The 20,962-nt window shown below is 65.5% G+C and carries 13 protein-coding genes and 1 pseudogene; 8 read left to right on the top strand and 6 right to left on the bottom strand.

Annotation, left to right across the window (positions count from 1 at the left end; translation table 11 throughout):
* The 3 genes from F1643_RS19380 to F1643_RS19370 form a co-directional block, all read right to left on the bottom strand.
* Positions 1–691: aldehyde dehydrogenase family protein (locus tag F1643_RS19380; protein WP_194914880.1), on the bottom strand; the 691-nt coding region annotated here is incomplete at its 3' end.
* Positions 692–839: 148 nt separating this feature from the next.
* Complete coding sequence (locus F1643_RS19375) at positions 840–1,784, bottom strand: dihydrodipicolinate synthase family protein (RefSeq protein ID WP_255543057.1); 945 nt, start codon at positions 1,782–1,784, stop codon at positions 840–842.
* A gap of 15 nt (positions 1,785–1,799) precedes the next feature.
* Entirely contained in the window at positions 1,800–2,681 is an 882-nt protein-coding gene (locus F1643_RS19370; protein ID WP_194914878.1) for an SMP-30/gluconolactonase/LRE family protein, read from the bottom strand.
* Positions 2,682–2,868: 187 nt separating this feature from the next.
* On the opposite strand from F1643_RS19370, the gene F1643_RS19365 reads away from it, so the two are divergent.
* From F1643_RS19365 to F1643_RS19340, 6 genes and pseudogenes are all read left to right on the top strand, one after another.
* Positions 2,869–3,909 (top strand): LysR family transcriptional regulator, encoded by a 1,041-nt coding sequence (locus F1643_RS19365; protein ID WP_194914876.1) that lies wholly within the window; start codon positions 2,869–2,871, stop codon positions 3,907–3,909.
* 90 nt (positions 3,910–3,999) lie between these two features.
* On the top strand, positions 4,000–5,103 hold the full coding sequence (gene chvE, locus F1643_RS19360; RefSeq protein WP_255543056.1) for a multiple monosaccharide ABC transporter substrate-binding protein: 1,104 nt from the start codon (positions 4,000–4,002) through the stop codon (positions 5,101–5,103).
* Between the two features lie 82 nt (positions 5,104–5,185).
* Positions 5,186–6,781 (top strand): multiple monosaccharide ABC transporter ATP-binding protein, encoded by a 1,596-nt coding sequence (gene mmsA, locus F1643_RS19355; protein ID WP_194914875.1) that lies wholly within the window; start codon positions 5,186–5,188, stop codon positions 6,779–6,781.
* Positions 6,778–7,977, top strand: coding sequence for a multiple monosaccharide ABC transporter permease (gene mmsB, locus F1643_RS19350; RefSeq protein WP_194914874.1), 1,200 nt, complete (start codon positions 6,778–6,780; stop codon positions 7,975–7,977). Before mmsA ends, mmsB begins: the two co-directional genes overlap by 4 nt.
* 28 nt (positions 7,978–8,005) lie before the next feature.
* On the top strand, positions 8,006–8,944 hold the full coding sequence (locus F1643_RS19345; protein WP_194914873.1) for a Gfo/Idh/MocA family protein: 939 nt from the start codon (positions 8,006–8,008) through the stop codon (positions 8,942–8,944).
* A gap of 75 nt (positions 8,945–9,019) precedes the next feature.
* Positions 9,020–10,845: pseudogene (locus F1643_RS19340) on the top strand (IlvD/Edd family dehydratase).
* A 127-nt stretch (positions 10,846–10,972) separates the two neighbouring features.
* On the opposite strand, the gene F1643_RS19335 reads toward F1643_RS19340, so the two are convergent.
* Both F1643_RS19335 and F1643_RS19330 read right to left on the bottom strand, forming a co-directional pair.
* Positions 10,973–12,637: a LeoA/HP0731 family dynamin-like GTPase gene (locus F1643_RS19335; protein ID WP_194914872.1), complete on the bottom strand. Its 1,665-nt coding sequence runs from the start codon at positions 12,635–12,637 to the stop codon at positions 10,973–10,975.
* 76 nt (positions 12,638–12,713) lie between these two features.
* A complete protein-coding gene (locus F1643_RS19330; protein ID WP_194914870.1) occupies positions 12,714–14,435 on the bottom strand; it encodes a GTPase in 1,722 nt (573 codons plus the stop codon).
* 510 nt (positions 14,436–14,945) lie between these two features.
* On the opposite strand from F1643_RS19330, the gene F1643_RS19325 reads away from it, so the two are divergent.
* Positions 14,946–16,433, top strand: a complete 1,488-nt coding sequence (locus F1643_RS19325; RefSeq protein WP_194914868.1) for a ribonuclease J — start codon at positions 14,946–14,948, stop codon at positions 16,431–16,433.
* Positions 16,434–16,578: 145 nt separating this feature from the next.
* A complete protein-coding gene (locus F1643_RS19320; protein WP_194914867.1) occupies positions 16,579–17,598 on the top strand; it encodes a purine nucleoside permease in 1,020 nt (339 codons plus the stop codon).
* A 213-nt stretch (positions 17,599–17,811) separates the two neighbouring features.
* On the opposite strand, the gene F1643_RS19315 is transcribed toward F1643_RS19320, so the two are convergent.
* Positions 17,812–20,955, bottom strand: coding sequence for an efflux RND transporter permease subunit (locus F1643_RS19315; RefSeq protein ID WP_194914865.1), 3,144 nt, complete (start codon positions 20,953–20,955; stop codon positions 17,812–17,814).
* Positions 20,956–20,962 lie beyond the last annotated feature (7 nt).

Raw genomic sequence — 20,962 nt, 5'->3', positions numbered from 1 at the left:
CGGCGACCAGCGCGCTGCCGATCTCGTTGCCGGTGCCGAACAGCAGCGAGAAGACACCCTCGGACATGCCACAGGACGCGACCGCCGCCCGGATGGCGCGGCCGACCAGCTCGGACGTGCCGGGATGGGCGCCATGGCCCTTGACCACCACCGGACAGCCGGCGGCGAAGGCCGAGGCGGTGTCGCCGCCGGCGACCGAGAAGGCGAGCGGGAAGTTCGACGCGCCGAACACCGCGACCGGTCCCAGCGGGATGTGGCGCTGGCGGATGTCGGGGCGGGGCAGCGGCTTGCGGTCGGGCATGGCCGGGTCGATGCGCGCCTCGATCCAGCTTCCCTCGCGCACCACCTGGGCGAACAGGCGAAGCTGTCCGACGGTGCGGCCGCGCTCGCCCTCCAGCCGGGCACGCGGCAGGCCGCTTTCGGCCATGGCGCGGGTGATCAGGTCGTCGCCGATGTCGAGGATGTTCTGGGCGACCGTTTCCAGGAAGGCCGCGCGCTGGTCCGGGCCGGTCTCGCGGAAGGCGTCGAAGGCGGCCCAGGCCAGGGCGCAGGCGCGGTCGACCTCCGCCGCGCCGCCGCCACCGAAGGCGGGTTCCAGCGCCTCGCCGCTGGCGGGGTCGACGGCACGGAACTCGCCCTCGCTGCCGCGGTGGGCGCTGGCGCCGATCAGCATCTCGCCGGTGATGGTCATGTGGGTCTCCTTGTTGGGAGCGTTTTGCCTCCTCCCTAACCCTCCCCCGCTTCGCGGGAGAGGGAACTCCGCCGAGTTTCCGCAAAGGTCCTGCCCCCTCTCCCGCGAAGCGGGGGAGGGATGGGGAGGGGGCATCCGCTGCAAGAACTCACCGCCCCCAGCGCAGCACCAGCGGATCGAGCCGCCGCGCCGCATCCAGCAACCCCTCGCGGCTGATCGGGTGCGGCCCAGCCATCGGGTGGCGCATCGCCTCTGACTTGATGACGCCGCCCTCCTTCATCAGGATCTTCGCGGTGGCGATGCCGCATTGGCGGTTCTCGTGGTTGATCAGCGGCAGCCAGCGCCCATAGGCCGCCACCGCCGCCTCGCGGTCGCCGGTCAGATAGGGATCGATGATCTGCCGGATGCCGTCGGGATAGCCGCCGCCGGTCATCGCCCCCGTCGCCCCGGCGTCGAGGTCGGCCAGCAGCGTGATCGCCTCCTCGCCGTCCCAAGGGCCTTCGATGGCGTCGCCGCCCAGTTCGATCAGCGTGCGCAGCTTGGCCGCCGCCTGCGGGACCTCGATCTTGAAGTAGGAGACCTGCGCGATCTCCCGCGCCATCCGCGCCAGCAGGGGCGCCGGCAGCGGGGTGCCGCTCACGGGTGCGTCCTGGATCATGATCGGGATGTCGATGGCGTCGGACACGCGCTGGAAGAACTCGACGATGCCGGCCTCCGGCACGCGGATGGTGGCGCCGTGGTAGGGCGGCATCACCATCACCATCGCGGCCCCCATTTCCTGGGCGCGGCGGCTGCGCTCGGCACAGGCGCGGGTGCTGAAATGGGTGGTGGTGACGATCACCGGCACCCGGCCGGCGACATGGGCCAGCATCGTCTCCATCAGCACCGCGCGCTCGTCGTCGGTCAGCACGAACTGTTCGGAGAAGTTGGCGAGGATGCACAGGCCGGTGGAGCCGGCATCGATCATGAAATCGACGCAGCGCTTCTGGCCGTCGAGGTCCAGCTCCCCCGTTTCGGTGAAGATGGTGGGGACGACGGGGAAGACGCCGCGATAGGGACGGGCGCTGGGCGGCATGGCGGTGAAATCCTTCATCGAAATCTTCGAGGCTCAGCGCGACGGGGAACCGAACCGTCCGGGCGGCAGGCCGCGGACGCCGGGGTCGCACTCGAACAGCGCCCCGGCCAGCGGCTCCTCGGGCCGGCCGTGCGCCGCGGTGGTGACGAACAGCCGGTCCAGCTCCGGACCGGCGAAGACGCAGGAGGTGACGCGGGACACCGGCAGCGCGATGGCACGGTCCAGCGTGCCGTCCGGGTGGAAGCGGCTGACGCGCGCGCCGTCCCAATGGGCGATCCACAGCCCGCCCTCGGCATCGCAGGTCATGCCGTCGGGATAGCCGTCCGCCTCGCCGAAGCGAATGTGGACGCGCTTGCCGGACAGGCTGCCGTCCCTGCCGACTTCGAAGGCATAAACCGTCCGCGCCGCGCTGTCGGTGTGGTAGATCGTCCGCCCGTCCGGCGACAGCGCCGGCCCGTTGGCGACGGTGTAGCCCTCGTCCACCCTGGTGACTGCGCCATCGGGATCGATGCGGTAGAAGCTGCCGGCCGGCGCCTCCTCCGCATCGTCCATGCTGCCGACCCACAGCCGGCCCCGGGCATCGGCCTTGCCGTCGTTCAGCCGGTTGCCCGGCCGGTCCGGTTCGATCCGCGCCAATTCCCCGGCGATCACCACCTCGCCCGGCTCCAGCAGCAGGCGAACCACGCGGCGGGAGCGCAGCCCGGCTATGAGGCCGTTGCCATCGGCACTCTCCACCAGCCAGCAGGCGGCGTCGTCAAGCTCCCACCCCGCCTGCGCCCCATCGGACAGGCCATGGCGCAGGATGCGGGAGCCGCGGATGTCGACGAAGTAAACGGCATCCTGCCGCGGGGACCAGAGCGGACCCTCCCCCAGCAGCGCCCCGGCCTGCCAGACGCAACGCGCTTCCTGCGCCATGCCGCTTCACTCCCCCTCGCACCCCGAGGCTGTCGTTGCCGCCAGCCCTTTGAAAATTTGTTGACGATCCGAACGATAAGAGGCCTCTTGATAATCGTCCAATACGAAGATGGGCATCTGCGATATCAATTGTCGTATACCGGCATTCTGCAACCCGGTGCCGGCACCCGACCGGAGGCAACACCCCGTGACTCCCCAGCGCTTCCCTCCGAACTGGTTCCAGAAGGCCCGGCTGAAGCTGCGCCATCTCCAGCTGTTCGCGGCGCTCGACGAACACCGCAACCTGCACCGGGCCGCCGCCAGCCTGAACATGTCGCAGCCGGCGGCCTCCAAGCTGCTGGGCGATTTGGAGGAAACGCTGGGGATCGAGCTGTTCGACCGCCATGGCCGCGGAATCGAGCCGAACTGGTACGGCAGCCTCATGATCCGCCACGCCCGGATGATCCTCAGCGAGTTGCAGGAAACCGGCGAGGAATTGAATGCGCTGCTCGCCGGGCACAGTGGCCGGGTGTCGGTCGGCACGGTGATGGCCCCGGCGGTGGAACTGGTGGTCCCCGTCATCAGCAGCCTAACCCGCGAGCATCCCAACCTGAAGATCGCCGTGGCGGTGGAGACCAGCGACGTGCTGGCCGAACGGGTGCATCAGGGGGTGATGGATTTCGCCATCGGCCGCCTGCCCGGCCATTTCGACCCCACCGCCTTCGAATACCAGGAGATCAGCAGCGAGGAGCTGTGCTTCGTCTGCCGCGCCGACAACCCGCTTCTGCAGCTCGGCCGCCCGCTGACCGCCGCCGACCTGTCGGACGCCACCTGGATCCTGCAGCCGGTCGGCACGCTGCTGCGTGACCGGGTGGAGGCGCTGTTCCGCGCCGAGGGCGCCCGGCTGCCGCATCGGGTGATCGAAAGCGCGTCACCGGTCATCTCGATGGCGATGGTGGCGGAGACGGAGTCGATCACCGTTTTCGCCCGCGCGCTCGCCCAGGTGTTCACGCCCGGCGGCTGCTACACGATCATGCCCTTCAACAAGCGCTTCAGCGTGGAGCCCTACGGCATCTTCTGGCTGAAGGACCGGCCGCTGTCGCCGGGCGCCCACACCGTTCTGTCGGCGGTGCGCGCCGCCTCGGAACGCAAGATGCGCCAGCAGGCGGAACCGTCATCCGATACCGAAATACATATCGGATTGCCGAATAATCATATTGACAGTTATGGGGAAACGGAGGATTGCTAGGGACACAAACCATCGCGCCCCGTGCCGTCCGCGACACCGAACGCGGGAGCTGCGAAGCGCGTGCCGCAGAAACGGGGAGGAAACCGGTCCATGTCGTCTCCTAAGCGTTCTTCCTTCGGTTCGAAATTCGCCGGCAGGTTCGCCGGATTCACCATCGGCCTGCTGATCGCCGCCGGCAGCGCCGCCGCCCCGGCGATGGCCCAGGACAAGCCGACCATCGGCATCGCCATGCCGACCAAGTCGTCGGCGCGCTGGATCGACGACGGCAACAACATGGTCAAGTATTTCCAGGAAAAGGGATACAAGACCGACCTGCAATATGCCGAGGACGACATCCCCAACCAGCTCGCCCAGATCGAGAACATGGTCACCAAGAACGACAAGGTTCTGGTGATCGCCGCCATCGACGGGACGACGCTGACCGACGTGCTGCAGAAGGCGGCGGAACAGGGCGTGAAGGTCATCGCCTACGACCGGCTGATCCGCGGTTCCGCCAACGTCGATTACTACGCCACCTTCGACAACTTCCAGGTCGGCGTGCTCCAGGCCGCCTACATCGAGAAGGCGCTCGGCCTGAAGGAGGGCAAGGGTCCCTTCAACATCGAACTGTTCGGCGGCTCTCCCGACGACAACAACGCCTACTTCTTCTACAACGGCGCCATGTCGGTGCTTCAGCCCTACATCGACAGCGGCAAGCTGAAGGTGCAGAGCGGGCAAGTCGGCATGGACAAGGTGTCCACCCTACGCTGGGACGGCGCCGTCGCCCAGTCCCGCATGGACAATCTGCTGAGCGCCTATTACGGCAACAAGACGCTGGACGCCGTGCTGTCGCCCTATGACGGCATCAGCATCGGCATCATCTCCTCGCTGAAGGGGGTCGGCTACGGTTCGGCCTCGCAGCCGATGCCGGTCGTCACCGGCCAGGACGCCGAGATCCCATCGGTCAAGTCCATCCTGGCGGGCGAGCAGCGCTCCACCGTCTTCAAGGACACCCGCGAACTGGCGAAGGTCACGGTAGGCATGGTCGACGACCTGCTGGCCGGCCGCACCCCGCAGGTCAACGACACCAAGACCTACGACAACGGCAAGAAGGTCGTGCCCTCCTATCTGCTGAAGCCGGTCAGCGTCGACTCCACGAACTGGAAACAGGTCCTGGTCGACGGCGGCTACTACAAGGAAACGCAGATCAAGTGAGCGGGTGGCACGGGGGGCGGGGCCATCCGGCACCCTCCACCGTGTTCCGCCGGACCATGCAGGCGGGCGACCGGGGGTTTCCATGGACAGCATTCTTGAGATGCGCGGCATCACCAAGACGTTTCCGGGCGTCAAGGCGCTCGACGACGTCAACCTCTCGGTCCGCGAGGGGGAGATCCACGCGCTGATCGGCGAGAACGGCGCCGGCAAGTCGACGCTGATGAAGGTGCTGAGCGGCGTCTACCCGCACGGCACCTATGACGGCGAGATCCGCTTCCGCGGCCAGCCCGTCGCTTTCCGCGGCATCGCCGACAGCGAGAAGCTGGGCATCATCATCATCCACCAGGAACTGGCGCTGGTCCCGCTGCTGTCGATCACCGAGAACCTGTTCCTCGGCAACGAGCAGGCGAAGCGAGGGCGGATCGACTGGGTGGCCGCCACCGCGCGGGCGCGCGACCTCCTGCGGATGGTCGGGCTGACGGATTCGCCGGAGACCCTGATCACCGACATCGGCGTCGGCAAGCAGCAGCTGGTGGAGATCGCCAAGGCGCTGTCCAAGCAGGTCAAGCTGCTGATCCTGGACGAGCCGACGGCCAGCCTGAACGAGAGCGACAGCGACGCGCTGCTGGCCCTGCTGCTGCGCTTCAGGGAACAGGGCATCTCCTCCATCCTGATCTCGCACAAGCTGAACGAGATCGCCAAGGTCGCCGACCGCGTCACCATCCTGCGCGACGGCACGACCGTGGAAACGCTGGACTGCCACGACGCCCCGATCAGCCAGGACCGCATCATCAAGGGCATGGTCGGCCGCGACCTCGCCGACCGCTATCCCCGCCGCACCAGCAATCCAGGCGACATCCTGTTCGAAGTAAAGGGCTGGAGCGCCGACCACCCGATCCATCCCGGCCGCCGCGTGGTGAAGGACATCGACCTGCATGTCCGCCGGGGCGAGGTTGTGGGCATCGCCGGGCTGATGGGCGCCGGCCGCACCGAATTCGCCATGAGCCTGTTCGGCCGCAGCTGGGGCCGCAACATCCGCGGCCGGGCCTTCCTCGACGGACGCGAGATCGACGTCTCGACCATCGCCAAGGCGATGAACGCCGGGCTCGCCTACGCCACCGAGGACCGTAAGCATTACGGCCTCGTGCTGGACAACGACATCCGCCACAACGTGACGCTGGCCAATCTGGACGGGGTCGCCAAGCGCGGCGTCATCCACCACGAACGCGAGATCGAGGTCGCCAACGACTTCCGCCGCCGCCTGCGCATCCGCTGCTCCGACGTGTTCCAGCAGACGGTCAACCTGTCCGGCGGGAACCAGCAGAAGGTCGTGCTCAGCAAATGGCTGTTCGCCGATCCGCAGGTGCTGATCCTGGACGAGCCGACCCGCGGCATCGACGTCGGCGCCAAATATGAAATCTACACCATCGTCAACCAGCTGGTGGCCGAAGGCCGCGGCGTCATCCTGATCTCGTCGGAACTGCCGGAGCTTCTGGGCGTCGCCGACCGCATCTACGTGATGAACGAAGGCGCGCTGGTCGCCGAGATGCCGGCGGCCGAGGCCAGCCAGGAAAAGATCATGCACGCCATCATGTCCTCCGCCTCGAAATCCTCGGCGGCCCGCGCCGCCGTCGCGGCAGCCGCTTTGAACGATGGTGTCCGGGAGCCCCTGCAATGAGCGCCGAACTGAATCTTCCGGCCGCCCCGCCGCGCCAGGCCTCCATGGCCAAGTTCCTGAAGAGCCACATGCGCGATTACGGCATGCTGATCTCGCTGCTGGCGATCGTGGCCTTCTTCCAATACATGACCAACGGCACGCTTCTGCAGCCGCTGAACCTGACCAACCTCGTCCTGCAGAACAGCTACATCGTCATCATGGCGCTGGGCATGCTGCTGGTGATCGTCGCCGGGCACATTGATCTGTCGGTGGGCTCCATCGTCGGCTTCATCGGCGCGCTGGCCGCCATCCTGATGGTGCAGTTCCACCTGCATTTCATCCCCACCGCCATCCTATGCCTGCTGGCCGGCGCCGCCATCGGCGCGGCACAGGGGTACTGGGTCGCCTATTTCCGCATTCCCTCCTTCATCGTGACGCTGGCGGGCATGCTGGTCTTCCGCGGCCTCAGCCTCGCCCTGCTGGCCGGCCAGTCGGTCGGTCCCTTCCCGGTGGAGTTCCAGCGCCTCAGCTCCGGCTTCATCCCGGACGTCTTCGGAACGGCCGGCTTCCACACCACCACGCTTCTGCTGTGCATGGTGACGCCGGCGGTCATCATCGGCCTCAGCGTTGCCGCCCGCATCCGCCGCCACCGCTTCGCCATCGAACAGGAGCCGCTGCCGCTGTTCCTGCTGAAGAGCGCCGGGCTGTTCGCGGTGGTCGCCTATATCGGCATGCTGCTGGCCTCGTACAAAGGGCTGCCGAACGTCCTGATCATCATGGCGCTGCTGATCGGCATCTATGCCTTCGTCACCCGCGACACCACCATCGGCCGGCGCATCTACGCGCTGGGCGGCAACGAGAAGGCCGCCAAGCTGTCGGGCATCGACACCCGCCGCCTGTCCTTCTACACCTTCGTCAACATGGGCGTGCTGGCCGCACTGGCCGGCCTGATCTTCGCCGCCCGCCTCAACACCGCGACGCCGAAGGCCGGCGTCTCGTTCGAACTCGACGTGATCGCCGCCTGCTTCATCGGTGGGGCCTCGGCGTCGGGCGGCGTCGGGCGGGTGACCGGTGCGGTGATCGGCGCCTTCATCATGGGCGTGATGAACAACGGCATGTCGATCCTCGGCATCGGCATCGATTGGCAGCAGGTCATCAAGGGTCTGGTGCTGCTCGCCGCCGTCTGCTTCGACGTCTACAACAAGGGCAAGGCCTGAGGCCTTCCGCCCCGACCGGACAATCGCCATGACGCTCCCCACCCTCGGCCTCGTCGGTCTGGGAAAGATCGCCCGCGACCAGCACATCCCGGCCATCGCCGCCACCGGCCTGTTCCAACTGGCCGCCGTGGTCAGCCCGGACGGCGCCGGCACGGATGGCGTGCCGACCTTCCGCTCCCAGGCTTCGATGCTGGCGGCGCTGCCCGGCCTGGACGCCGTGGCGCTCTGCACCCCGCCCGCCGTCCGCCACGGCCTGACGGTGGAGGCGCTCCGCGCCGGCAAGCATGTGCTGATCGAGAAGCCGCCCGCCGCCACCCTGTCGGAGCTTCACGATCTGGTGGCGGAGGCCGAGGCCGCCCGCCGCACCCTGTTCGCCGCCTGGCATTCGCAGTTCAACCCGGCGGTGGAGGAAGCCCGCCGCCGGCTGGCCGACGCCGCCATCCGCCGCGTCGCCATCACCTGGAAGGAGGATGTGCGGCGCTGGCATCCGGGCCAGGACTGGATCTTCGCGGCCGGCGGCTTCGGCGTCTTCGATCCGGGCATCAACGCCCTGTCGATCCTGACCGACATCCTGCCGGCCCCGGTCTTCGTCGGCGCGGCCGACCTGCACGTCCCGGCCAACCGCGACACCCCCATCGCCGCGACGCTGGAGATGCGTGCGGCCCCCGGTTCCCGCATCGGCCGCGTCACCGCCGACTTCGACTTCCTCCAGCAGGGCGAGCAGACCTGGTCCATCGTGATCGAAACCGACGGCGGGCGCCTCGATCTCACCCATGGCGGAACCCGCCTGATCGTGGACGGCGTGCCGGTGCTGGCCGAACCGGACACCGAATACCAGCGCATCTATCGCCATTTCCACCGGTTGATAGGCGATGGGGCGAGCGACGTCGACGCCCGCCCGCTGTCGCTGGTCGCCGACGCCTGCATGGTCGGGCGCTGGCACCGCACCGACGCCTTCGACTGGTGACGCCGCCGCAGCGACGCACCCCCAACTCCGGCGCCGCCGATCCGGCCCGCGCCCCAACCTGAAACCGGTGCCGATATGTCCGATACGAAGCCCCCCTTCCCCCCCAACCCTTCCGATACCGGGCGTCGGCTGCGGTCGCGCGCGTGGTTCGACAACCCCGCCAACCCCGACATGACGGCGCTCTACCTGGAGCGCTACCTGAACTTCGGCCTGACGCGGGAGGAACTGCAGTCCGGCGCCCCGATCATCGGCATCGCCCAGACCGGATCCGACCTCAGCCCCTGCAACCGCCACCATCTGGTTTGGCCGAACGGCTGCGCGAAGGCATCCGCACCGCCGGCGGCATCGCCATCGAGTTCCCGGTCCACCCGATCCAGGAAACCGGCAAGCGGCCGACCGCCTCCATCGACCGCAACTTGGCTTATCTCGGCCTCGTCGAGGTGCTGCACGGCTATCCGCTGGACGGCGTGGTGCTGACCATCGGCTGCGACAAGACCACGCCGGCCTGCCTGATGGCGGCGGCGACCGTCAACATCCCGGCCATCGCGCTGTCGGTCGGCCCGATGCTGAACGGCTGGTTCCGCGGCGAGCGCACCGGGTCGGGCACCATCGTGTGGAAGGCCCGCCAGTTGATGGCGGCCGGCGAGATCGACTATCAGGGCTTCATCGAACTGGTGGCGTCGTCGGCCCCCTCGACCGGCTACTGCAACACGATGGGCACCGCCTCCACCATGAATTCGCTGGCGGAGGTGCTGGGCATGCAGCTCCCCGGTTCCGCCGCCATCCCGGCCCCCTACCGCGAGCGCCAGCAGGCCGCCTACGAGACCGGCAAGCGCATCGTCGAGATGGTGCGCCAGGACATCAAGCCGTCCGACATCCTGACCCGCGACGCCTTCCTCAACGCCATCGTCGTCAATTCCGCCATCGGCGGCTCGACCAACGCGCCGATCCACATCAACGCCATCGCCAAGCACATCGGCGTGCCGCTGACGGTGGACGACTGGCAGACCCACGGGCTGGGCGTGCCGCTGCTGGTCAACCTCCAGCCGGCCGGCGAGTATCTGGGCGAGGACTTCCACCGCGCCGGCGGCGTGCCAGCCGTGGTGTCGCAACTGATGCGCCAGGGCCTGATCCGCGAGGACGCGCCCAACGTCAACGGCCGCAGCATCGGCGAAAACTGTCGCAACACCGAGATCCTCGACACCCGCGTCATCCACCCCATCGACGATCCGCTGAAGATCAACGCCGGCTTCGTCGTGCTGCGCGGCACCCTGTTCAACGCCGCCATCATGAAGACCAGCGTGATCTCCGACGAGTTCCGCGAGCGCTACCTGTCCAACCCCAGCGACCCCGAGGCGTTCGAGGGCAAGGTGGTCGTCTTCGACGGGCCGGAGGATTACCACCACCGCATCGACGACCCGTCGCTGGGCATCGACGCCTACACCATCCTGGTCATCCGCGGCGCCGGCCCCATCGGCTATCCGGGTGCAGCCGAGGTGGTGAACATGCGGCCCCCCGCCGACCTGATCAAGCAGGGCATCCATTCCCTGCCCTGCATCGGCGACGGCCGGCAATCCGGCACGTCGGGCTCCCCCTCCATCCTCAACGCCTCGCCGGAGGCGGCGGCCGGCGGCAATCTCGGGCTGCTGCGCAGCGGCGACCGCGTGCGCATCGACCTGCGCCGCGGCAGCGCCGACATCCTGATCTCCGAAGCGGAGCTGGCCGACCGCAAGGCGTCCCTTGATGCCTCCGGCGGCTACCCCGCCCCGCCGTCCCAGACCCCGTGGCAGGAAATCCAGCGCGGCATCGTCGACCAGCTGGACGAGGGCATGGTCCTGAAGCCGGCGATCAAGTACCAGCGCGTCGCCCAGACGATGGGGATCCCGCGCGACAATCATTGAGTCCTGCGACTTCGAACCGTTCGCCGCCCTCCTCATTGCGGGAGGGCGGCTGCGCTTTTCGAACGCGGAGCCAAAGCCGGAACAGACGCCGTTCCTCATGTCCGCCCGCCCCGGTTCGCGGCGCCAATCACAGATCGATAACGACTCCGGCATTCGACATACGCGATTGTCCACCACCGAAACGGAGTCGCAGCGTCTCGGCCTCCACCGCCCACTCATGCATGGCTCTATTGCGCGCCGCCGCCCTGTCGAATGCCTCGCGCAATTGCTTGAACAGGGCTTCCATCGCCTGGAGTTGAGGAAAATAGGTGGTCATGAAATCGGGCGCGTCGATATGCGCGAGAATGGCGGCGCGTTGGTCGTCCAAATCCTTCACGATGGCCCGGCGATCCTCTTCAAACTTCGCCGTTCTCTGCCACTCCCGCAACATCGACCAGATTTCCACCGCGACGCCAATACCCGCCAAGGCATTATTGGCGATGCGCGCGGCCTTGATGGCACCATAGGGTTTGAATTTTAGTGAGGGCATCACCCAGTCACGAGCTGTCAGGATCATGGTGTTGTCGATCTTGACGTTGCCAATGACCTTGTCGGCCACCTTGCCGAGCGTGTTTATCAACGCCGCTTCGCCCTGGCCGCTGGAGATGAAGTTCGCGCCCATGGTGACGATCTGCTGACTGATCGGGCCCAGTTCCCGCGTGAAAGCATTTTTGATTTCCGCGGTCACCACGACGCCATCCGGCCCGATCTTGCGATTGAAAAAATCCGCGAAGTCGTCCATCCCGGTGTTGTTCGCTTCGACAATGAGATCGCCGAAAAAGTCGACTACCTCTCGACGGAGTGCCATCTGCGCCTCACCGGCCTCCCGCCGGTAACGGCCAAGCCGCGGTTCCTCCTCCTTCGCCCTTCCGTCGGCGATGGCTGACTCCTGCTCGGCCTCTTCCGCCGCCCGCCGCACCGGCGGCAGCAGGCGATCGGTCACGTCCCGCAGGATCGCGACGCAGGTCTGGCGTTTTGCCTCCTCCGCTCCGCCTATGGCGTCGACCTTCGCCGCCGTCGCACGGCGCAGATCCTCGATATGCGACAGCCGCGCATATTCGTCGGGGCGGCTGAGCCAGCTTTCCACGCCTTCATCAAATGGATTGGCCGCGACGCCGACGATGGACAGGCTGTCTTCCTCTTCAGCGGTCAATCCAATCAGATCCCGCAGGCGGGATTTGATGTTCGATTTCTTGATTTCCAAATTGCGAGCGTAGTCGGCGTCGTCCTCGACATCGGCTACCATATCGAAGCGACCGATAACGAAAACGGTTCGCGAAAGCAGTCCGAGTTCACGGAAAAGCCAGTTCAACTCCTCGCGATGGCTTTCCTTCAAGGGGTTGGATGGGTTCAGGACATACAGAACGAGATTTGCCTCGCTCACATACTTCCTGCTCAGCTCCTTGTATTTTTCCGCCACGCCGTCGCCGATATTCTTTTCCTTGAAGCCAAACAGGCCCGGCGTGTCTATCAGTTCAACCTCATCGTTCGCATCGTAGACCGTGACGGCATTCGACGATTCGCTCTGGCTGATCTTCATGTCGCCGGGTACCATGCCCAGCCAAGCGGCGGCAAGCGACGTCTTGCCTTCGGAGAAGCCGCCAACCAGTGCAACCTTCAGCTTTCCCGCGCCCGCGCCGCTGAGCGCGCCGAGTTTCTCTCTCAGATGCAGTGGAAGCGTGACGCCAAGCTTCTCGCCGGCATCGAGAAAAGTAAGAATATCGTTCACATCGGGCATATGGTTGAAAGCCATTCTCGGGAACCCTGACAGATGATACGGGTTGGGTTAATTGAAGATCGCAGGCACTTGCGATTTTCCGTCAGCTGGATCATGAAGCGGATTCGGCATAGTGGCAAAGCCTGGTGGGATTTTCGGCAAGCGAATTCAAATCTCCGGCAGCGACTCTCACGGAATTGGCGGCTGCCTCGAAATTCTTTTCCACGGACTGCAAAGGGACCATCACGCCAAGAATGTGCTTTCGGAGATCGGCTTCGACCTTCTGCAAAGTCTGTTTCACATTTTCACGCAGTTTCGGTTTTATCGCATCCAGGTTCTTGTTCAGTGCCTGTTTCTGCTGGTTCTTATGAAAATCACTGTCGAAGAATTTCCAGATGCTGCGGATCGCACCTAGCAATAAACCAAATCCCCCGATAATGATGGCAGCCACTCCACCGGTCAGCATAGTTGCCGACACCGCCACCGTCGTCACTCCAACCCAGTCTATGCCGCTGCTGGTATTGACTTCTACGGCATGAGAAAAAGACAGAGAAAAAACTTCACTATTGAATGCGTTAACATCTCTGAGATATTTCTCAACAAGTCGAAGTGCTTCTTTGCATGAATTATGTGCATTCTCAGCAGCTGAGCGAACTTTTATTTTTATTGTTTTAGTAATCTCAGTCTGTTCTTCTGCCAGTATATCCTCAATCTTTTTCTTCAGCGCAGCATCGTCGCTCAAACCTTTGTCGATTTCCTCCAACATCTTCTTGCGCATGTTTTTGATGCAACTGTTCGTCACTTCATCGGTCAGGCGGCTCACGGCTTTGGACGCATCGTCGGCGATCAATCCAAGCTCAGGACTTAATTTCTTGAGTTGCTTTCTCAGCTCGGCGGCGGGTCTGCCGAATTGCTTCTCTGCCTCTTGCTTAAGATGATTAACGGCCTTCGCAATTGGAGGATGGAGTTTCCTGATATTCGCCTGCGCAATCTGATCCTGAGTTGGGACTTCCCGCTTCAGCAATGCTCCGAATTCCGCAACCCCGCTGAATGCCAGCATCTCCTCGGCGCTCACCCTGTTGAGAAATTTCTCCCGCTGGGGCGCGAAACGGCTGTCGGGTGGCAGGTCATCGGCAAGCGCAAGAAAGCCGGGTAAAGCACTCAAAACAACATGACCTTGGTAATGGTCACCCAAAACTTCGCGCATTTTGCCGTCGAGTGAATTTTCCCCGTTCGCAAGACTTTGCGCCTCACCCTCGTTCACAATCGGCTTGCGAATCTGGCCGGGATTGTTGATTTTCTTGTTATAAACGGCCCAAACTCTTGCCTGAGGCTTGAGTTGCCGCTTGATCTTTTCCAATGTTCCCGTTCGCCCCTCGTCGCCACCGCTGCTCTGTGGCGGCCGGGCATCCACCGTCACGTAAAAGACGATATGAGCCCGGTGGAGGGCGCTTTCGATTTCAGTGGCGACTTTTGCCTCGTTGCCCTCGATTCCTGGCACATCGAGCAGGTTGAAGCGGGCATCGTCACTGGAACATGGGTGACTGGCGGTATCGCGCGTATAGTCAGACCGACCGTCTCCAATGGCTTCGCCTGGCCTTTCTCCATGAGAGCCAAACAGGAGCCGCAGCGCCTCAATCAAGGTCGATTTGCCGGCGTTGGTTTCGCCGTAAAATGCAACGCTGGGCTGGCTCCAGTCCAGATGCCTCCATATCCCCGCAATCTCGCGCCTGAGCGGGCCTTTGGCTTCGCCGATGAGTACGGCGGCTAAATACGAAGGATCCTCTAATAGTTGATCTTCTTTCTTTTTTCTTTTAATATTTGTCCAAAACACTTGCATTGCACCCGTAAAAGGGGAATTTTATTAAAATGTTACATCACTTTAGATCTACTATCAAGAAGTTTTGCGATTGGAACTGGCGTTTTCCTTATTTCCTACCTTTGCGCCAGGATTGCCCGGCCCTCCAGGCAACTGATGATAACGAACCCGTGGCGTCTTGAAATTATCTTTCGAAGCAGCCCGGTTCGCCGCTGTCCCGCCAAAGCCGCGGAAGCGATGAACAGGAGGTTGATTTCTCCTTCCCGCCCACGCATCCCAGCAATGCACCACCATTTCGTGTGACCTTTCACGCACGCCCTTGACGTACGCCTCCCTTTGCCCACATAAGCCTTCATGAAACATTCGATCCCAGCTGTCAGACGGCCGCCGCACGGCGCCTCCGGCCGGGTCACTCCACACCGAGATCCGCATCGACGAGCGATGCACGCCCGTCCGGCAGCGTCGAATGCCGGCCTAAGTGAGACGTACGACAGAGGCATGACGTTTGATTCAAGGCGGCGCCGGATGGCGCCGAACAACCGCGCACGCAACCAGCGTCCGCGTGATGACTTCGACGGCTCCCGCCCGACGGCCAACACGGTCCATGGCGGCGGCCCCACCGGCCCGGTTCCGGGCAAGGACGAGATCCTGTTCCTTCCGCTGGGCGGCTGTTCCCGCATCGGCATGAACATGGCGCTCTACGGCCATGCCGGCAAATGGCTGATCGTCGACGCCGGCGTCGCCTTCATGGGTGACGAGGCGCCGGGCATCGACAGCCTGATGGCCGATCCGACCTTCATCGAAGAGCGGATGCAGGACGTCGTCGGCCTGGTGGTGACCCACGCGCACGAGGACCATATCGGCGCGATCCACCATCTGTGGCCGCGGCTGCGCTGCCCGATCTATGCCAGCCCCTTCGCCTCGCACATCATTCGCGACCGGCTGAAGGAAAAGGGCGCGCATCGGGCCGCCAAGGTGCAGACCTTCGACATCGGCGACACGCTGACCATCGGTCCCTTCCGGATCGAGACCATCGCCGTCACCCATTCGATCCCCGAACCGATGTCGCTGGCGATCCGCACGGCGGCCGGCACGGTGCTGCACACCGGCGACTGGAAGTTCGATCCCGATCCGCTGATCGGCCGGACCACCGATGTCGCCGCGCTGAAGCGCCTGGGCGACGAGGGGCTGCTCGCCATGATGTGCGACAGCACCAACGCCGACGTGCCCGGTGCGACGGGATCGGAGGCCGACGCCCGCGCCGGCCTGATCGGCGCCTTCGCCAACCGTCCGGGCGCCATCGCGGTGACCGGCTTCGCCTCCAACGTCGCCCGCATGACCGCGGTGGCGGAAGCGGCGGCGGCGGTCGGGCGCAAGGTGGTCCTGGTCGGCCGCTCCATGCTGCGCATGGAAAAGGCGGCGCAGGCCTGCGGCTATCTCGACCATGTGCCGGACTTCATGGATGTCCGCGAGGCCTCCTGGACCCCGCGCGAGAATCTGGTGTTCCTGTGCACCGGCAGCCAGGGCGAGGAACGGGCGGCGCTCAGCCGTCTGGCCCGCAACGAGCACCGCGAGCTGTGGCTGGAAGAGGGCGACACCGTCATCTTCTCCGCCCGCACCATCCCCGGCAACGAGGAGGCGCTGGCCGAAATCCACGAGCATCTGCGCGGCATGGGGGTGGAGATCGTCACCCCGGCCGATGCGCCGGTCCACGTCTCCGGCCACCCCAAGCGCGACGACCTCGCCCGCATGTACGGGCTGGTCCGCCCGCGCTTCGCGGTTCCGGTCCACGGCACCATCGAGCATATGGAAGCCCACGCCCGCCTCGCCCGCGCCTGCGGCGTCGAGCGCGCCCTGGTGCCGGAGGATGGCGACATCCTGCGCATCGCCAAGGAAGGCACCCGCGTGATCGGCCGCATCGAGCCCAGGCGCCTCGCCAACACCGGCCGGGAGCTGATCCCCTGGGTGCCGCCGGTGGCGGTTGACGCGGAGGAAGAGCGCGTCGCGGCCTGACCGCCTGACCGCCTGACGAGATCGAAAGAACGCTCTGCACCGCCCGGTGCGGGGCGTTTTCCGTTTCTGCACGAATGAAAACGGACGGGCATGGCTCGGGCATTGCATACTCCCGTGCGTCTTTTTCCCACGGAGTGAAAGTTCGATGTCGTTGCTCTCCTGCTGCCGCAGCGCCGCCCTGTCGGCCCTGCTCCTGTTCGGGCTGAACGGGTCCCTCCAGGCCGCGGAGCCGGTCAAGGTCAAGGTGTTCGTCGGATCGATGTTCGAGATCGGCAAGAACACCGGCGACCGGGCGGGCGAGTTCCAGCACTGGTACGAGCGCTATTGGCGGACTGCCGAGCCGATCACGGTGAAGGGTGCGCTGAACCCGGTCTACTGCAATGCCGACGGCGTGTGCGGGTCGGTGCTGGGTATGGGTAAGGTCAGTTCCTCCGCCTCGATGCAGGCGATCCTGCTGAACCCGCAGCTCGACTTGTCGCAAGCCTATTTCCTGGTCACCGGCGTGGCCGGCACCCCGCCGTCGCGCGGCACCATCGGCGAGGTCAGCTGGGCGACCTGGGTGGTCGATTACGACCTGGGTCACCGCTGGGCGCCGGAGGAAGGCAAGCCGGGCGAACCGACCTTCATGCCGCGCAAGGGCTATGAAGCGGTGCGCCTGTTCCCGATGAATCCGGCGCTGGTCTCCTGGGCGATGCGGCTGACTGCCGACACGCCGCTGAAGGACAGCGAGTCCGCCCGTGCCTATCGCAAGCGTTATCCGCAGGAAGCCGCGCAACGTGCTCCTTTCGTGGGCACCGGCACGCACATGACCGGCGACACCTTCTTCCACGGCCCCGGGATGTCGGAGCAGGCGCAGTACATCGCCAAGCTCTATGGCGCCGACGACTACGTCATCACCGAAATGGAAGCCGCGGCGATCACGCTGGTGATCAAGCGGCTGCAGGGCTCCGACCGGGTGATGAGCCTGCGCGGCGCCGTCAATTTCGACCAGGGCAACCCGAACGAGACCACCCTGCAGCATCTCGACCCGAAGCCGGGCGAAACGGCCGGCGGCTTCGCCGAGACGGTGGAGAATGTGGAACTGGTCGGCTCCCGCATGGTCGACCACATCGTCGGCCACTGGGACCAGTGGAAGGACGGCGTCCCGGCGCTGCCGGCCCAGTAACGGCGGAAGCGTAGAGGCCGCGTCCCTTCCGACACCGCATGGCCCACAAGCCGCCCCTTCCTTTCGTGGGACGTCCCACGAAAGGAAGGGTTAGGCAAACTGAACGGATGGCATGGACCTGTTCCACATTGTTCCATCCCGCCGCCCAAGAAAAAGCGCCGGGCCCGCGAGGGACCCGGCGCTTTTCCGTTGGTTTGGCGGGAGCCTGCCCGCTCAGTCCCCTGCCGCCGGCTGCGGCATGGCGCCATGGCCGGGGCGCCTGCGGACGAACAGGCGGTAGACCGCGACGAAGAAGACCGGGACGAACAGGATCGCCAGCACGGTGGCGGAGATCATGCCGCCCATCACGCCGACGCCGATGGCGTTCTGGCTCTCCGACCCCGCGCCGGTTGCGATCGCCAGCGGCAGCACGCCGAGGACGAAGGCCAGGGAGGTCATGATGATCGGCCGCAGGCGCTGGCGGCAGGCCTCGATCGCCGCCTCCTTCAGCTCCATGCCCTCGTCGTAGAGCGACTTGGCGAACTCCACGATCAGGATGGCGTTCTTCGCCGACAGGCCGATGGTGGTCAGCAGGCCGACCTGGAAATAGACGTCGCTCGGCAGGCCGCGCAGCGTCGCCGCGATGACCGCGCCGATGACGCCCAGCGGCACCACCATGATCACCGACGCCGGCACCGACCAGCTTTCATAGAGCGCCGCCAGGCAGAGGAAGACGATGATCATCGACAGGGCGTAGAGCGCCGGGGCCTGCGAGCCGCTGAGCCGTTCCTCGTAGGACAGGCCGGTCCACTCGTAGCCGATGCCCTGCGGCAGCTTCCGCATCATCGCCTCCATCTCGGCCATCGCCTCGCCGGAGCTGATGCCCGGCGCGGCCGACCCCTGGATGTTCAGCGAGGAGGCGCCGTTGTAGCGCTCCAGCTTCGGCGAGCCGTAGATCCACTGTGCCGTCGTGAAGGCGGAGAAGGGGACCATCTGCCCGGCGGCATTGCGCACGTACCAGCGGTCGATGTCGCTCGGCTGCATGCGGTAGGGCGCATCGGCCTGCAGATAGACCTTCTTCACCCGGCCCTGGTCGATGAAGTCGTTGACGTAGGACGAGCCCCATGCCGCCGACAGCGTCGTGTTGATGTCGCTGAGCGACAGGCCGAGCGCGCTCGCCTTCTCGCGATCGACGTCCAGCTTGAACTGCGGCGTGTCCTCCAGGCCGTTGGGGCGGACGCCGACCAGCTTCGGGTTCTGTGCCGCCATGCCCAGCAATTGGTTGCGCGCCTGCATCAGCCGGTCATGGCCCAGCCCGCCGCGGTCGACCAACTGCAGGTCAAAGCCGGTGGCGTTGCCGAGGCCGGGAACCGATGGCGGCAGGAAGGCGAAGACCACCGCATCCTTCAGCCGCGACAGCGCCCCCATCGCCCGGCCGGCGATGGCCTGCGGCTTCAGCGCCGGGGATTCGCGCTCGCTCCAGTCCTTCAGCCGGACGAAGGCCATGCCGGCATTCTGGCCGCGGCCGGAGAAGTTGAACCCGACGATGGTGAACAGGCCCTCGACGCTGTCCTTCTCCTTTTCCAGGAAATGGGTGGTGACGGCCTTGGCGGTCTCGGCCGTGCGCTCCGCGCTGGCGTTCGGCGGGGCCGACCACAGCACGAACAGCTGGCCGCGGTCCTCCGTCGGCAGGAAGGAGGACGGCATCTGCAGGAACAGGTAGCCCAGCCCGCCGAGGATCAGCAGATAGGCGATGAAATAGCGGCCCAGCCGGTTCACCGCACCGCGCACGCCGCGGACATAGACCCGGCTGCTGGCGTCGAAGCCACGGTTGAACAGGCCGAAGAAGCCCCTCTTCGAATGACCGTGACCGACGGTCACAGGCTTCAGGATGGTGGCGCACAGCGCCGGGGTCAGCACCAGGGCGACCACCACCGACAGCGCCATCGCCGATACGATGGTGAGCGAGAACTGGCGGTAGATGGCGCCGGCCGACCCGCCGAAGAAGGCCATCGGCACGAACACCGCCGACAGCACCAGCGCGATGCCGACGAGCGCGCCGGTGATCTGGTCCATCGACTTGCGCGTCGCCTCGCGCGGGGGCAGCCCCTCCTCGCTCATCACGCGCTCGACATTCTCGACGACGACGATGGCGTCGTCCACCAGCAGGCCGATGGCCAGCACCATGCCGAACATCGTCAGCACGTTGACCGAAAATCCGAAGGCCGACAGCACGCCGAAGGTGCCGAGCAGCACCACCGGCACTGCGATGGTCGGGATCAGCGTGGCGCGGAAGTTCTGCAGGAACAGGTACATCACGACGAAGACGAGGACGATGGCCTCGAACAGCGTCTTGATCACCTCATGGATCGACAGTTCGACGAAGGGCGTGGTGTCGTAGGGGTAGATGACCTCGATGCCCGCCGGGAAGAAGGGCTGCAATTCCGCCACGCGGGCCTTGACCGCACCGGCGGTGTCCAGCGCGTTGGCGCCGGTCGCCAGCTTGATGCCGACGCCCGCCGCCGGCTTGCCGTTGTAGGCGGCGCTGATCTCGTAGGTCTCGGACCCGATCTCGATCCGCGCCACGTCGCGCAGCCGCACCTGGGAGCCGTCGGGGTTCACCCGCAGCAGGATGGCGCCGAACTGCTCCGGCGTCTGCAGGCGCGACTGGGCGGTGATGGTGGCGTTGATCTGCTGGCCCGCGACGGCCGGCGCGCCGCCGAGCTGCCCGGCGGAGACCTGCGCGTTCTGCGTCTTGACCGCGTTGGAGACGTCGGTGGTGGTCAGCGCGAAGTTGTTCAGCGCGTCGGGGTCGAGCCAGATGCGCATGGCATGCTGCGGCCCGAAGACGGTAACGTCGCCGACGCCTTCCACGCGGCTCAGCGTGTCCTGCAGGTTGGAGGTGACGTAGTCGGCGATGTCGCCCTGGCTGAGGCGCCCGTCGCTCGACACAAACCCCACCACCAGCAGGAAGTCGTTGCCGGCCTTCGACACCTGGAGGCCGCGTTGCTGGACCTCCTGCGGCAGCAGGGGAACGGCCAGCTGCAGCTTGTTCTGCACCTGGACCTGGGCGATGTCGGGGTTGGCCTCCGGCTCGAAGGTCAGCGTGATGGTAACGTTGCCGGAGGAGTCGCTGTTGGAGGACATGTAGCGGAAATGATCGAGCCCGGTCATCTTCTGTTCGATGACCTGGGTGACCGTGTCCTCCAGCGTCTTGGCCGAGGCGCCGGGATAGCTGGCGGAGATCGACACCGTCGGCGGCGCGATCTTCGGATATTGCTCGACGGGCAGCCGCAGGATCGCCAGGGCGCCGGCCATCATGATGACGATGGCGATGACCCAGGCGAAGACCGGCCGGTCGATGAAGAATTTTGACATGAGGGCG

The sequence above is a fragment of the Azospirillum sp. INR13 genome (assembly GCF_015390205.1).
Classification (GTDB): domain Bacteria; phylum Pseudomonadota; class Alphaproteobacteria; order Azospirillales; family Azospirillaceae; genus Azospirillum.
This window is presented reverse-complemented; position numbering and strand designations above follow the sequence as displayed.

Bases quoted from the DNA above. Each gene is read 5' to 3' on its own strand.
- F1643_RS19375 (WP_255543057.1), bottom strand. From the start codon at position 1,784: ATGAAGGATTTCACCGCCATGCCGCCCAGCGCCCGTCCCTATCGCGGC.
- F1643_RS19370 (WP_194914878.1), bottom strand. From the start codon at position 2,681: ATGGCGCAGGAAGCGCGTTGCGTCTGGCAGGCCGGGGCGCTGCTGGGG.
- chvE (WP_255543056.1), top strand. From the start codon at position 4,000: ATGTCGTCTCCTAAGCGTTCTTCCTTCGGTTCGAAATTCGCCGGCAGG.
- mmsA (WP_194914875.1), top strand. From the start codon at position 5,186: ATGGACAGCATTCTTGAGATGCGCGGCATCACCAAGACGTTTCCGGGC.
- mmsB (WP_194914874.1), top strand. From the start codon at position 6,778: ATGAGCGCCGAACTGAATCTTCCGGCCGCCCCGCCGCGCCAGGCCTCC.
- F1643_RS19345 (WP_194914873.1), top strand. From the start codon at position 8,006: ATGACGCTCCCCACCCTCGGCCTCGTCGGTCTGGGAAAGATCGCCCGC.
- F1643_RS19335 (WP_194914872.1), bottom strand. From the start codon at position 12,637: ATGGCTTTCAACCATATGCCCGATGTGAACGATATTCTTACTTTTCTC.
- F1643_RS19325 (WP_194914868.1), top strand. From the start codon at position 14,946: ATGGCGCCGAACAACCGCGCACGCAACCAGCGTCCGCGTGATGACTTC.
- F1643_RS19320 (WP_194914867.1), top strand. From the start codon at position 16,579: ATGTCGTTGCTCTCCTGCTGCCGCAGCGCCGCCCTGTCGGCCCTGCTC.
- F1643_RS19315 (WP_194914865.1), bottom strand. From the start codon at position 20,955: ATGTCAAAATTCTTCATCGACCGGCCGGTCTTCGCCTGGGTCATCGCC.